This window comes from Pseudomonas sp. PS01297, assembly GCF_029959305.1.
GTDB classification, from domain to species: domain Bacteria; phylum Pseudomonadota; class Gammaproteobacteria; order Pseudomonadales; family Pseudomonadaceae; genus Aquipseudomonas; species Aquipseudomonas helleri.
On record NZ_JASCPQ010000071.1, the window covers coordinates 16,091 to 29,696 of the forward strand.

A 13,606-nucleotide genomic window follows, 5' to 3' on the forward strand; every position below is an offset into this window, starting at 1 on the left:
TTAGTCGACCGGTGAGCTTGGAAACCGGCGCACCCTAAGGTGCCCTGCGCACGGCCACCATAAAGCTGCGGCCGAAAAAAAGCGCCTCACTCAGGTGGCGCCTTGCGCCTTGCTCACATACTGGGCGACTAAACCCGACCGCTGTTTTTTACAGCGATGGCCGAGACTATGCCCCGAATGGAGTGGGCGCAAGCGAACGGGATTTTCTCGGAAGTGTCCTTGGATTGAAAGCGAAACGTCGTACGAAATGGCTGATTTTCGCGGATCCAAGGGGGCTCAACTTTTTTGTAGGGGCGAGCTTGCCTCGCGATCTTTTAACGATCAAAAGATCGCGAGGCAAGCTCGCTCCTACAGAGGTTTATACCTAGCAGATCTGCCAGTAGGCAGCTGTGCAGCGCCGGTGCAAGCTGAGCGTACTTGTACACGACGAGCGTACACACATGCCCGCAGTCCTCTATACCTACGACCCACTGGACCGCTTGATCCAGACGGCGGGCATTCGGCGCTTTTACAACCGCTCGCGCATGACCACCGAAATCCAGGGCACGGTGCAGCGCAGTGTGTTTCAGGTGGGCGATCACGTGTTGGCCGAGGGCGGGGCGGGTGGCAGCAAGCTGCTGGCCACCGACTTGCAACGCTCGGTATTGCACACGGTTAACCCCGATAAAACCCAACCCATGGCTTACAACGTGTATGGCCATCGCCCGGCTGAAAGCGGCGTGGCCAGTGTGCTGGGGTTTAATGGCGAGCGCGCTGATCCGGTGACGGGGCATTATTTATTGGGCAATGGATATCGAGCGTTTAACCCGGTGTTGATGCGTTTTAACAGCCCGGACAGTTGGAGCCCGTTTGGGAAAGGCGGGATTAATGCGTATGGGTATTGTGGAGGGAACCCTGGAAATTATAGTGATCCATCTGGGCATTTATTTGTATGGGCGCGTAATGCGATCAATGCGGTGATGAAAAGAAAAACGACGGTCGTTGATTCAGCGGGTGAATATTGGTCTTCGGCCTATGCTCAAGATAATATTGTTTATGAGAATATAAAGAAAATTCAATCTGGTGTTTATGTGGCAGACGAAATACACAAAATAGATGGTCTGCCAGCAAGGCGGTTAGTTATTGATGCTCATGGGATTAAACAAGGGTATCCATTGAGCGGGCGCAGAGTGTTGAGCAATAAAAAGATGTTGGATTCACTTCGCAAGAATAAAGTGGATGTGGCGAATTACAATAGTGTTCACATGATTAGTTGTTTTTCGGCGGTGAGGGGTAAACACTCATTGAGTGCGAAAATTTCTTTGAAGTACAAAGTGCCCACTACAGCCTATATGAAAGTCGTCGCGGTTGGTTTAGGGCCAAAGGATATCTGGAGGCAAGAAACCAGAGCAATATCATGGTTAGAGCGCGGAATGACAGAAGTCAGAAGCGCTACCTTTTTAAGATCCAATGGCGTCGATGTTTCTGATAAAGATTTTTTCCCCGTTGTTTTCAACGGCTGACCTTCAGACATTTTGATTTAACGCGCCTGCTTGCACTCAGGCGCGTACCGTTTAGTGCGTGACCAGACGGTCCAGCGATGTATCGACAAAGGTCTTGGCCAGCTCCGCCAAGTGCCCTATGGACAACACCACATCGCGCTGATTGCCGCTCAAACCATTCCCCGCCTCACTCGCCGAAGCAACCATACAGCGCAACAAGTCTGACGCCTGGGCCAAAGCCGCTTCTAAATTGACGCTGCCGGGTATGGCATACATGGCCTGATCCATGTGCCGTGGAGGCTTATGGTTGTGCAGGTAGTAATCAAGGGCGCGATCGGCCGCCGCACGGTCCAGTAACTGTGACGTGCGCTCAACGGCATCGGGGGAGGTGACAGGTGGATCGGGTGTCAGTTTTTTCATGGTTACAACTCCGAACTTAATTAAAGGAGCTGTACCTGTCGCTACTAAACGAAGGTGGCAGCCGCACGCAGGTTAGTAGACCGGTAAGTTCGGGACCCGGCGCGCCCGAAGGCGCCCTGCGCACGACCACCATAAAACGCAGGCCGTAAAAAAGCGCCTCGCGGAGGTGGCGCCTTGCGCCGAACTAAACCGGGCTACTAAACCCGACCGCTGTTTTTGGCAGCGATGGCCGAGACTATGCCCCGAATGGAGTGGGCGCAAGCGAACGGGATTTTCTCGGAAGTGTCCTTGGATTGAAAGCGAAACGTCGTACGAAACGGCTGATTTTCACGGTGCCAAGGGGGCTCAACTTTTTTGTAGGAGCGAGCTTGCCTCGCGATCTTTTAACGATCAAAAGATCGCGAGGCAAGCTCGCTCCTACAGAGGTTTATACCTAGCAGATCTGCCAGTAGGCAGTTGCTCCGTGCAGGTGCAAGCTGAGCGCAAGTCCCTGTACACGACGAGCGTACACACATGCCCACAGTCCTTTATGCCTACGACCCACTGGACCGCTTAATCCAGACGGCGGGTATTCGGCGCTTTTACAACCGCTCGCGCATGACTACCGAAATTGAGGGCACGGTGCAGCGCAGTGTGTTTCAGGTGGGCGATCACGTGTTGGCCGAGGGCGGATCGGGAGGCAGCAACCTGCTGGCCACCGACCTGCAACGCTCGGTGTTGCACACAGTAAACCCCGATAAAACCCAACCCATTGCTTACAGCGTGTATGGCCATCGCCCGGCTGACAGTGGCGTGGCCAGTGTGCTGGGCTTTAATGGCGAACGGGCTGACCCGGTGACGGGGCATTACTTGTTGGGCAATGGGTATCGGGCGTTTAACCCGGTGTTGATGCGTTTTAATAGCCCGGACAGCATGAGCCCGTTTGGACAGGGCGGTATTAATGCGTACGGATACTGTGCTGGCGACCCTCTTAACTTTGGAGACTCTAGTGGTCATTTTTTTCAAGCGATTAATCGCTCACTTAAAAATATGAAAACGGCAGTTGCCGATTTTTTCTTGGGCACCAAGTCCGCGGAAATTTCAAATATTAGAAAGTTGGCTGATGGTATTGTCGCCTTCGAACGAGTCTCTAAATCAGGGTATAAAAAACTTGTTCTGGGCGGTCATGGAGGGCGCCTTGGTGGAAAAACAGTTGTAGCTGCAGGCAACATACCCTTGAGTTCTAAAGGGCTGGTTACGCTAGCTCGTGACGCCGGTGTGGATTTTAGGGATTATAAAGCGGTTGATTTAATTATATGCACCAGTGCGAACTTGGGATTTGCCCAAGACGTTGCCAACTTAACCCGGCTACCCGCAAAAGGGTTTAATGGTCCTGTGACTGCCATGCTTCCAGACGAGTGGATACCGGATATGGTGGTCGGGGAAATATATCAATCAAGCACACCGATGAGGATTTTTAGAAATGACAGAGGCATTTATAAACTGTCACCCATGGATTTCGCCTTAAGGAACTACAAGCCAGTCAAATTTATGCCTCAGAATGTTAATTCGATACGGGCGACTAATTAAAGCTGGATAATTCTGCCCGGTTACAGCGCACCGCGCCCCCTTTCAGCGCACATCCCCACCTGCACCTTTGGTGACACGGGCCCGTCCTACGTGTTTCCCACAAGTGCTACCGATTTGCTCAACACGGCTCTGCGCCCTGCGCTACGTCTGTTTAGACGGTGTTTAGAGCCGTGTTCGGCACCTCCCACCTAGACGCATTACGACGTCGTTTTCAGATTTTATTGAATACCTATTCAAGTTTAGGCGCGGCATTTGCATTGTCATGGCAAAGCCCCCGTAAACGGTGGGTCATAACAAGAGCCTGCGCCTGGGGCCATCACCCGCTTTGTGTGAGGAGATACCGCATGACGTCGTTCAACTCCGGGGCCCAACCCCAGAACCGTACGCCTCAATCCATCGGCTTTCTGCTGCTGGACAATTTCACACTTATTTCTTTGGCGTCTGCGATTGAGCCCCTGCGCATGGCCAATCAGTTGTCGGGCCGCGAGTTGTATCGCTGGAGCACCTTAAGCGCTGACGGTAGCCAAGTGTGGGCCAGTGATGGTTTGCAAATTACCCCCGACGCCAGCATGCACAAGGCGCCGGCGCTGGACATGGTGATTGTGTGCGGCGGTATCGGCATTCAACGCGCGGTAACGCGTGAGCACGTGTCTTGGCTGCAAAGCCAGGCGCGCCAGTCGCGCCGTTTGGGTGCGGTGTGCACCGGCAGTTGGGCGCTGGCGTATGCCGGGCTGCTGGACGGTTTTGATTGCAGCGTGCATTGGGAATGTCTGGCCTCGATGCAGGAAGCCTTCCCGCGGGTGTCCATGAGTACCCGTCTGTTTACCCTCGACCGCAGCCGCTCTACCAGCTCGGGTGGCACGGCGCCGATGGACATGATGCTGCATTTGATCAGCCGCGATCATGGCCGCGAATTGTCGGCCGCCATTTCGGAAATGTTTGTGTATGAGCGCATTCGTAACGAACAGGACCATCAGCGCGTGCCGCTCAAGCACATGCTGGGCACCAACCAGCCGAAGTTGCAGGAAATCGTTGCGCTGATGGAAGCCAACCTTGAGGAACCCATCGACCTCGATGAGCTGGCGGTGTACGTGACCGTGTCGCGTCGCCAACTGGAGCGGCTGTTCCAGAAGTACTTGCACTGCTCGCCGTCGCGGTACTACCTCAAGCTGCGCCTGGTGCGTGCGCGCCAGTTGCTCAAGCAAACGCCCATGTCGATTATCGAAGTGGCGGCGGTGTGCGGGTTTGTCTCGACGCCACATTTCTCCAAGTGTTACCGCGAGTACTTTGGCATCCCGCCGCGTGATGAGCGTGTGGGGTCCAATACTGCGCAGCAAACCACCTTGGTGCCGATCCCGCAGTCCCTGCTGCTGACCCCGCTGGCCGGGCCGATGGCGTCGCTGCATCAGGCGCGGCACGAGTCGACGTTTGCCAGTGTGAGGGTGTAGTCAAAGCCTCTGTAGGAGCGAGCTTGTCTCGCGATCTTTTAAAGGTTCAAAAGATCGCGAGGCAAGCTCGCTCCTACAGGGGGTTACGCTCACCCCCGGCTTTGCTTGTATTGCACCAGCCCCGGCAGCAATTGCTGGTCGATGGCCTGGCGCACGGCGGGCAAGATGGTTGCGCTGCCGGTGTAGAGCTTTTCTACCAGGCCCTTGAGTGCGCGCGCGTTGGTCTCGTTCAGGCCGCACACCACCGCAGAGCAGGCTTGCTCGGCGTTACCCGACACGTCAAAGCCCAGCGAGCGCAGTTGGCTCAGCAGGTCCTGCTCATCAATCAAGTCTGCGTGCATCATGCTTTTTATCCTTTCACAGAGAGGCGATCGAAGCTTGATTCTGGTAGGGCTTCCATGAACGGGCAAGCGGGGTTTGGCGCGATGTCTGGTATGCCTAAGAACAGGTCGTTTTTGGCTAAGTGCCAAGGCGCGGGGCTGGCAGACTGGGCTCAGTAACACTGCCTGAGGTTTGGTCACCGTCACGGCACGCACACCCTTGGCCCCAACACTGTAACGGCAGTTTCGGGGCTTTTTTGTGCCTGGCGTTTAACCCTTGAGCAGCGCTGCGCAGGCGGTTTTGTAGGCGTCGTGCTGGTATTTGTTGAGCGAGGCTGGCAGCTCATACGCGTGCTTTTTAAATTGCGCGTTGAGGGTTTGCGGCGACAGTAACTGCACCTCGCAACCCTCCAGCAATTGCAGGATGCCTTCGATTTTGAAGGTGGTGGGGCCACCGGCAAACTCGCCTTTTTTGCTGCGCTTTTTGATCGCGATGCGGGTGATGGCGTTGGCCTTCACACAGTCAGCCAGTTGGGCGGCGAAGGCTTTGACGCTGGCGGCGTTTTCATCGTCGTCCAGGTTAATTTTTTTGGTGCTGATGGCCACGTGCTCAAGGCCGCCAGCGCCCTGGGTGGCCAGGGCAAAAATGGCTTCACTGCCTTTGATTTCAATCCCGCAAATAGTCATACGTGCCTCATGGGTCATTCCTGACCAATCGATTCCAGAAACTCCGAGCGGTCATCGCTGACTGCCGCAATGCAGTCGTTTTGAGCAATGTTGAACGCCTCGGTGCCGGCTTTGGCCGGGAACACCACAATCGCGCAATCGGCGTCACGCTGGTGCACCCACAGGGTCTGCGCGGTTTTGATTTTGCTGGTGATGTTGTTGAGCTGCGTCGCGTTGCTGCCGTACAGCGCGGTGATGCGCGCTTGCAGGGCCTCGAAGTTTTCAGCCAACAACTGTTCGGCGGTGTTGCGGCTAAACACCGAGCACGCCAGCGTTTGCTGGTCGTTTTCGACGGCATCACACGGGTTGTGGTCGGCATCATCGGCTACAGCTGCGCCACTGGTGATCAACGCCAAGGCCAGGAGAATCGATTTCATTGCGGCTTCCTAATCCATAGTTGAGGCGGATTCTGGCTTAAGCGCCGCGCAAAAGACAGTCACCGGCGCATCGGCGGGTGTTGTGGTCGCCAGCGCTTTGTCGCGCATTGACGCTTTCGGCAATTGCGCTGTCGCTTTTGCACCCGGCTGTTTTTACCCCCAAGCCTATGCTGGCCCCAAAGCGCCGGCAGACGATTCGGCGCAGCAAACGCCTATAAGGGGACGCCTGATGAGCCCAGCCGAGTTGCACGCAGACAGCATCGTTATCGACGGGCTGATCATTGCCAAATGGAACCGCGAGTTGTTTGAAGACATGCGCAAAGGCGGGCTCACGGCCGCCAACTGCACGGTGTCGGTGTGGGAGGGCTTTCAGGCCACGATCAATAACATTGTTGCCAGCCAAACCCTTATTCGCGAAAACAGCGACCTGGTGATCCCGGTCAAAACCACGGCCGACATCCGCCGCGCCAAGTCCCTGGGCAAAACCGGGATCATTTTCGGCTTCCAGAATGCCCATGCGTTTGAAGACCAATTGGGCTACATCGAGATCTTCAAACAGCTCGGCGTGGGCGTGGTGCAGATGTGCTACAACACGCAAAACCTGGTGGGCACCGGCTGCTATGAACGTGATGGCGGGCTCTCGGGTTTCGGCCGCGAAGTGGTCGCAGAAATGAACCGCGTGGGCATCATGTGCGACCTCTCGCACGTGGGCTCCAAAACCAGCGAAGAGGTCATCCTCGAATCGAAAAAACCGGTCTGCTACTCGCACTGTTTGCCGTCCGGGCTCAAAGAACACCCGCGCAATAAATCCGACGCTGAACTCAAGTTCATTGCCGATCACGGTGGCTTTGTCGGCGTGACCATGTTCGCGCCGTTTCTGGCCAAGGGCATTGAGTCGACCGTCGACGATTACGCCGAAGCCATCGAATACACCATGAACATCGTGGGCGAAGACGCCATCGGCATCGGCACCGACTTCACCCAGGGCCACGGCCAGGATTTCTTCGAAATGCTGACCCACGACAAAGGCTATGCGCGGCGTCTGACCAGCTTCGGCAAGATCATCAACCCGCTGGGCATCCGCACCGTGGGCGAGTTCCCCAACCTCACCGACACCCTGCTCAAGCGTGGCCACAGCGAACGCGTGGTGCGCAAGATCATGGGTGAAAACTGGGTCAACGTCCTCAAAGACGTCTGGGGCGAATAAGCCGCCACTCGCCCTCACCCAACCCTCTCCCCCGGGAGAGGGCAGGGTGAGGGGCGAAACGAACCTTACCTCGAATTTTGGAGTTTTATTCCATGGCTAAAATCGCCCCGCAATTACCCATCGAAGTCGACAGCGAGACCGGCGTCTGGACCTCTGACGCGCTGCCGATGCTTTACGTGCCACGGCACTTTTTCGTCAACAACCACATGGGCATCGAAGAGGTGCTGGGCGCTGACGCCTACGCCGAGATCCTCTACAAGGCGGGCTACAAATCGGCCTGGCACTGGTGCGAAAAAGAAGCGGAATGCCACGGCCTGGAAGGCGTGGCGGTGTTCGAGCATTACATGAAGCGCCTGTCGCAACGTGGCTGGGGGCTGTTCACCATTGAAGACATTGACCTGGACAAAGGCACCGCCACCATCAAGCTCGAACACTCCTGTTTCGTGTACGTGTACGGCAAGGTCGGGCGTAAGGTCGACTACATGTTCACCGGCTGGTTTGCCGGTGCCATGGACCAGATTCTGCAAGCGCGCGGCAGCCAGATTCGCACCGTGGCCGAACAGGTCTACAGCGGATCCGAAGAAGGCCACGATCACGGTCTGTTTATCGTCAAGCCGCTGTAAATCGAGGATCGGGATATGGCGTTCGAAGCAATGTTTGAGCCGATTCAAATCGGCAAACTGACCATTCGCAACCGCGTGCTGAGCACCGCACACGCCGAGGTGTATGCCACGGACGGCGGCATGACCACGGCGCGCTACGTGCAGTACTACGAAGAAAAAGCCAAGGGCGGCATCGGCCTGGCGATTTGTGGCGGCTCATCCGTGGTGGCCATCGACAGCCCGCAGGAGTGGTGGAGTTCGGTCAACCTGAGCACCGACCGCATCATCCCGCATTTTCAAAACCTGGCCGACGCCATGCACAAGCACGGCGCCAAAATCATGATCCAGATTACCCACATGGGCCGTCGCTCGCGTTGGGACGGCTTTAACTGGCCGACCTTGATGTCGCCGTCCGGCGTGCGTGAGCCGGTGCACCGGGCCACCTGCAAAACCATCGAACCGGAAGAGATCTGGCGCATCATCGGCAACTACGCCAGCGCGGCGGGTCGGGCCAAAAAGGGCGGGCTGGACGGTGTGGAACTGTCGGCGGTGCACCAGCACATGATCGACCAGTTCTGGAGCCCACGGGTGAACAAGCGCACCGATGAATGGGGCGGCAGTTTTGAAAACCGCATGCGCTTTGGGCTGGAAGTGCTCAAGGCCGTGCGTGCCGAAGTGGGCCCGGATTTCTGCGTGGGCATCCGCCTGTGCGGCGACGAATTTCACCCCGATGGCTTGAGCCACGAGGACATGAAACAAATCGCCAAGTACTACGACGACACCGGCATGCTCGACTTTATCGGCGTGGTCGGGTCGGGCTGTGACACCCACAACACCCTGGCCAACGTGATCCCGAACATGAGCTTCCCGCCGGAGCCGTTTTTGCACCTGGCGGCGGGCATCAAGGAAGTGGTCAAGGCGCCGGTGCTGCACGCGCAAAACATCAAAGACCCCAACCAGGCCACACGGATTCTGGAGGGTGGCTACGTCGACATGGTGGGCATGACCCGCGCCCACATCGCCGACCCGCACCTGATCGCCAAAATCAAAATGGGCCAGGTCGACCAGATCAAACAATGCGTGGGCGCCAACTATTGCATCGACCGCCAGTACCAAGGGCTGGACGTGCTGTGCATTCAGAACGCCGCCACTTCCCGTGAATACATGGGCGTGCCGCACATCATCCAGAAAACCACCGGGCCCAAGCGCAAAGTGGTGGTGGTCGGTGCAGGCCCGGCCGGGATGGAAGCGGCACGCGTGGCCGCCGAGCGCGGGCACGACGTGACCCTGTTCGAAAAAAACGAGGCCATTGGCGGGCAAATCAGCATCGCCGCCAAAGCCCCGCAACGTGACCAGATGGCCGGTATCACCCGTTGGTTCCAACTGGAGCTGGCGCGCCTGAACGTCGACCTGCGCTTGGGCACCGCAGCCGATGTGGCGACCATTCGCGACCTGCGCCCCGACATCGTGGTGCTGGCGGTGGGCGGGCACCCGTTTGTGGAACAGAACGAACATTGGGGCGCCGCTGAGGGCTTGTCGGTGAGCAGCTGGGACGTGCTCGACGGCAAAGTGGCGCCGGGTAAAAACGTGCTGGTGTACGACACCATTTGCGAATTCACCGGCATGTCCGTGGCCGACTTTATGGCCGACAAAGGCGCGCAGGTCGAGATCGTCACCGACGACACCAAGCCCGGCGTGGCGGTGGGCGGCACGTCGTTCCCGACCTACTACCGCAGCCTGTACCCCAAAGAAGTGATCATGACCGGCGACATGATGCTGGAGCGCGTGTACCGCGAAGGCGACAAGGTGATTGCCGTGCTGGAGAACGAATACACCGGCGCCAAGGAAGAACGCGTGGTGGACCAGGTGGTGATCGAAAACGGCGTGCGCCCGGACGAAGAGCTGTATTACGCGCTCAAGCCCGACTCGCGCAACAAGGGCCAGATCGACCCTGAAGCGCTGTTCGCGATCCAGCCGCAACCGTGCCTGAGCGAAGCGGGTGAAGGCTACTTGTTGTTCCGCCTCGGTGACTGCGTGGCGCAGCGCAACGTGCATGCCGCCATCTATGACGCCCTGCGGTTGTGCAAGGATTTCTAAGCAGCGACCAATAACCCTGTAGCCGCTGCCGCAGGCTGCGATCGGTCGCGTAGCGGCCGTGTTTTTAAAGGCGAAGGTCCTTCGGCCCTTATCGCAGCCTGCGGCAGCGGCTACAGGTTGCGTGCCTTTGTTTTGGGAGCTTCACCATGCTCACTATTGTTCTCCCTGTTTTGTTATTCGCCGCCCTCGCGCTCGCCATTCTGGGCGCGGTGCGGCGCATGGCTATGTGGCGTCGTGGCCGTGCCTCGAAGGTCGATCTGCTCGGCGGCCTGCTGGCCATGCCGCGTCGCTATATGGTCGATTTGCACCACGTGGTGGCACGCGATAAATACATGGCCAACACCCACGTCGCCACCGCGGGCGGGTTTGTCCTGGCGGCGGTGCTGGCGATTGTGGTGCACGGCTTTGGCGTGCATAACCAGATCCTCGGGTACGCCTTGCTGTTCGCCACGGCGCTGATGTTTATCGGCGCGCTGTTTGTATTTAAACGCCGTCTCAACCCGCCGAGCCGTTTGTCCAAGGGCCCGTGGATGCGCCTGCCGAAAAGCCTGCTGGCGTTTTCTGCGAGCTTTTTTATCCTCACCTTGCCGGTCGCCGGGGTGTTGCCAGAAGGCTTTGGCGGCTGGTTCCTGGCGGCATTGCTGGCGGTGGGCGTGGCGTGGGGCGTGTGTGAATTGTTTTTGGGCATGACCTGGGGCGGGCCCATGAAGCACGCCTTCGCCGGGGCGCTGCACCTGGCCTGGCACCGTCGCGCCGAGCGCTTCGGGGGCGGCCGTTCGACCGGCCTCAAAGCCCTCGACCTGACGGATCGCAGCGCGCCGTTGGGCGTAGAAAAACCCAAGGATTTCACCTGGAACCAACTGCTCGGTTTCGACGCTTGCGTGCAGTGCGGCAAGTGCGAAGCGGCGTGCCCTGCGTTTGCGGCAGGCCAACCGCTGAACCCGAAAAAACTCATTCAAGACATGGTCGTGGGCCTGGCGGGTGGCACCGACGCGCACTTCGCGGGCAGCCCGTACCCTGGCAAGCCGATTGGCGAACACGGCGGCAACCCGCATCAGCCGATCGTCAATGGTCTGGTCGATGCTGAAACCCTGTGGTCGTGCACCACCTGCCGCGCCTGCGTGGAAGAGTGCCCGATGATGATCGAGCACGTAGACGCCATCGTCGACATGCGCCGCTTCCTCACCCTGGAAAAAGGCGCGACGCCGAACAATGGCGCGCAGGTGCTCGATAACCTGATCGCCACCGACAACCCCGGCGGTTTTGCACCCGGTGGGCGGATGAACTGGGCCGCTGATTTGAACCTCAACGTGATGCGCGACACGCCTTCGGTCGACGTGCTGTTCTGGGTCGGTGACGGCGCGTTCGACATGCGCAACCAGCGTACCTTGCGGGCCTTCGTCAAAGTGCTGAAAGCGGCCAAGGTCAGCTTTGCCGTGCTCGGCCTGGAGGAGCGCGACAGCGGCGACGTGGCTCGGCGTTTGGGCGATGAAGCGACGTTTCAGGCGCTGGCCAAACGCAACATCCAGACCTTGGCCCAGTACCGCTTCAAGCGCATCGTCACCTGCGACCCGCACAGTTTTCATGTGCTGAAAAACGAATACCCAGCCTTTGGTGGCGAGTACCCGGTGCAGCATCACAGCACTTACATGGCCGAGTTGCTGGCTGCCGGGCAATTGAATGTGAGCGCCGATACCGGTGGCAGCGTGACGTATCACGACCCGTGCTATCTGGGCCGCTACAACGGTGAATACGAGGCGCCGCGGGCGGTGCTGCGGGCGCTGGGCATTGAGGTCAAAGAGATGCAGCGCTCGGGCTTTCGCTCACGGTGCTGCGGCGGTGGCGGCGGCGCGCCGATTACTGACATCCCCGGCAAACAGCGTATCCCCGACATGCGCATGGACGACATTCGCGAAACCGGCGCCGAGCGTGTGGCCGTGGGCTGCCCGCAGTGCACCGCCATGCTTGAAGGCGTGGTTGAGCCACGGCCGTTGATCAAAGACATTGCTGAGCTGGTGGCCGATGCGCTGGTTGAACCCGCAGCGCCGGTCAAAACCACCCAGCGTGCCCCCGAAGAGGTGATCGCATGAGTGACATTATTCGCCGCGATCCGCGTGCCGAGTGGATCGCCCGTAACCGCTTGCACCCGTTGCACGCAGCCCTGCAACCAACGCAACAAAGCTGGATGGGGCCTAACGGCGTCCTGCGCAAAAACGTCCACGGGGTGGGTTTTATCGGCCCCAACGGCATTAAGCGCATCGACCGCAGCGGCGTGCAGCAGGGCGGCGCGAGCAAGCGCACGGTCCGAGTTGAGGTGCAATTACCGCTGCATCAAGTGCCCGCCCCGGCGTTCTACATCGCGGTGGTGCCGGACATGGTCGGTGGCCGCTTGAGCAGCCATGACCGCGACCTGCTCGGGCTCGCCCACCAACTGGCGGGTGCAGACGGTGCAGTGCTGGCGGTGGTGTTCGGTGACTCCAAAGAAACCGCATTTGCCACGGCTGGCGTCGACCGCTTGTTACAACTCGACAGCCGAGGTTATGCACCGGAGCAACAGGTGTTGAGCTTGCGGGCTGTGGATAACCAATTCGCGCCCAAGCATTGGTTGCTGCCCGCCAGCCGCTCGGGTGGCGGTGAACTGGGGCGGCGTTTGGCGGCCAGCCTGGGCGAACGCCCGGCGACCCGCGTGTGGCAAATCAAGGACGGCCAATGTGTGGGCCGCGCCGGGGCCGGTCTTGAAGACGTGGCGCAAGCTGTGCCGCGCCTGATCCTGGCGGCCGCCGAATGCGCCGAGCCTGTGAGTGAAACCCGCCATGAGGCCCTGGTGGTGGAGTTATCCACAGCGGTGGTGCCGTGCTTGCCGCGCATCGAAGATTTGGGCGCGGTGGAAGTGGACCCGGCGGCGATTCCCATGGCCGAGGCGGAATTTATCCTCAGTGGTGGCAACGGTGTGAAGGACTGGACACTTTTCCACAAGACGGCCTCGGCCCTGGGCGCCACCGAAGGCGCGTCGCGGGTGGCGGTAGACGACGGCTTTATGGGCCGCGAGCGCCAAGTGGGCGCCAGCGGTACGTGGGTCACGGCGCGGGTGTATGTGGCGGTCGGCATCAGCGGCGCGATCCAGCACCTGCAAGGCATTGGCGCGTGCGACAAAGTGGTGGCGATCAACCTCGACCCCGGCTGCGACATGATCAAGCGCGCTGACTTGTCAGTGATCGGCGATGGCACGGCGGTGCTGCAAGCGTTGATCGCGGCGGTTGAACAGTGGCGTGGTACTGCTTCTGTGGGAGCGGGCTTGCTCGCGATTCAGGCGCCACGGTCTGCCTGACCAACCGTTGCATATTCATCGCGAGCAAGCC

General features: G+C 58.9%; 12 protein-coding genes. 8 read left to right on the forward strand and 4 right to left on the reverse strand.

All coding sequences use genetic code 11. From position 1 onward, the window contains the following. Nucleotides 1-440 precede the first annotated feature (440 nt). Nucleotides 441-1,502 (forward strand): RHS repeat-associated core domain-containing protein, encoded by a 1,062-nt coding sequence (locus QMX84_RS19060; protein ID WP_282364521.1) that lies wholly within the window; start codon nucleotides 441-443, stop codon nucleotides 1,500-1,502. A 51-nt stretch (nucleotides 1,503-1,553) separates the two neighbouring features. Here the strand turns inward: QMX84_RS19060 and QMX84_RS19065 are convergent, their stop codons facing one another. Then, nucleotides 1,554-1,901: a DUF3077 domain-containing protein gene (locus QMX84_RS19065; protein WP_048384996.1), complete on the reverse strand. Its 348-nt coding sequence runs from the start codon at nucleotides 1,899-1,901 to the stop codon at nucleotides 1,554-1,556. Nucleotides 1,902-2,414: 513 nt separating this feature from the next. Here QMX84_RS19065 and QMX84_RS19070 point away from each other — a divergent pair. Both QMX84_RS19070 and QMX84_RS19075 read left to right on the forward strand, forming a co-directional pair. Continuing rightward, nucleotides 2,415-3,470 carry an RHS repeat-associated core domain-containing protein gene (locus QMX84_RS19070; RefSeq protein WP_282364522.1) on the forward strand — a complete coding sequence of 352 codons (1,056 nt, stop codon included), beginning with the start codon at nucleotides 2,415-2,417 and terminating at the stop codon, nucleotides 3,468-3,470. A 344-nt stretch (nucleotides 3,471-3,814) separates the two neighbouring features. Then, the gene (locus QMX84_RS19075; RefSeq protein WP_153335138.1) at nucleotides 3,815-4,918 is read left to right on the forward strand and encodes a GlxA family transcriptional regulator; all 1,104 of its coding nucleotides are present in this window, start codon (nucleotides 3,815-3,817) and stop codon (nucleotides 4,916-4,918) included. Nucleotides 4,919-5,007: 89 nt separating this feature from the next. Here the strand turns inward: QMX84_RS19075 and QMX84_RS19080 are convergent, their stop codons facing one another. The 3 genes from QMX84_RS19080 to QMX84_RS19090 all read right to left on the reverse strand — a co-directional run bounded on the left by QMX84_RS19080 (nucleotide 5,008) and on the right by QMX84_RS19090 (nucleotide 6,341). Beyond that, complete coding sequence (locus QMX84_RS19080) at nucleotides 5,008-5,262, reverse strand: hypothetical protein (RefSeq protein ID WP_123750853.1); 255 nt, start codon at nucleotides 5,260-5,262, stop codon at nucleotides 5,008-5,010. A 246-nt stretch (nucleotides 5,263-5,508) separates the two neighbouring features. Further along, on the reverse strand, nucleotides 5,509-5,925 hold the full coding sequence (locus QMX84_RS19085; protein WP_282364523.1) for a DUF3010 family protein: 417 nt from the start codon (nucleotides 5,923-5,925) through the stop codon (nucleotides 5,509-5,511). 14 nt (nucleotides 5,926-5,939) lie between these two features. After that, nucleotides 5,940-6,341, reverse strand: coding sequence for a lysozyme inhibitor LprI family protein (locus tag QMX84_RS19090; RefSeq protein ID WP_123750854.1), 402 nt, complete (start codon nucleotides 6,339-6,341; stop codon nucleotides 5,940-5,942). Between the two features lie 229 nt (nucleotides 6,342-6,570). Between QMX84_RS19090 and QMX84_RS19095 the strand changes: the two genes are divergently transcribed. The 5 genes from QMX84_RS19095 to QMX84_RS19115 all read left to right on the forward strand — a co-directional run bounded on the left by QMX84_RS19095 (nucleotide 6,571) and on the right by QMX84_RS19115 (nucleotide 13,575). Beyond that, on the forward strand, nucleotides 6,571-7,548 hold the full coding sequence (locus QMX84_RS19095) for a dipeptidase (protein ID WP_153368413.1): 978 nt from the start codon (nucleotides 6,571-6,573) through the stop codon (nucleotides 7,546-7,548). Between the two features lie 92 nt (nucleotides 7,549-7,640). After that, on the forward strand, nucleotides 7,641-8,171 hold the full coding sequence (locus tag QMX84_RS19100) for a 4-vinyl reductase (RefSeq protein WP_048372356.1): 531 nt from the start codon (nucleotides 7,641-7,643) through the stop codon (nucleotides 8,169-8,171). 15 nt (nucleotides 8,172-8,186) lie between these two features. Next, on the forward strand, nucleotides 8,187-10,247 hold the full coding sequence (dgcA, locus tag QMX84_RS19105; RefSeq protein ID WP_262123568.1) for a dimethylglycine demethylation protein DgcA: 2,061 nt from the start codon (nucleotides 8,187-8,189) through the stop codon (nucleotides 10,245-10,247). 146 nt (nucleotides 10,248-10,393) lie between these two features. Continuing rightward, nucleotides 10,394-12,337, forward strand: coding sequence for a dimethylglycine demethylation protein DgcB (gene dgcB, locus QMX84_RS19110; RefSeq protein WP_282364524.1), 1,944 nt, complete (start codon nucleotides 10,394-10,396; stop codon nucleotides 12,335-12,337). After that, nucleotides 12,334-13,575: an electron transfer flavoprotein subunit alpha/FixB family protein gene (locus tag QMX84_RS19115; protein WP_282364525.1), complete on the forward strand. Its 1,242-nt coding sequence runs from the start codon at nucleotides 12,334-12,336 to the stop codon at nucleotides 13,573-13,575. Before dgcB ends, QMX84_RS19115 begins: the two co-directional genes overlap by 4 nt. The last annotated feature ends 31 nt before the right edge of the window (nucleotides 13,576-13,606 follow it).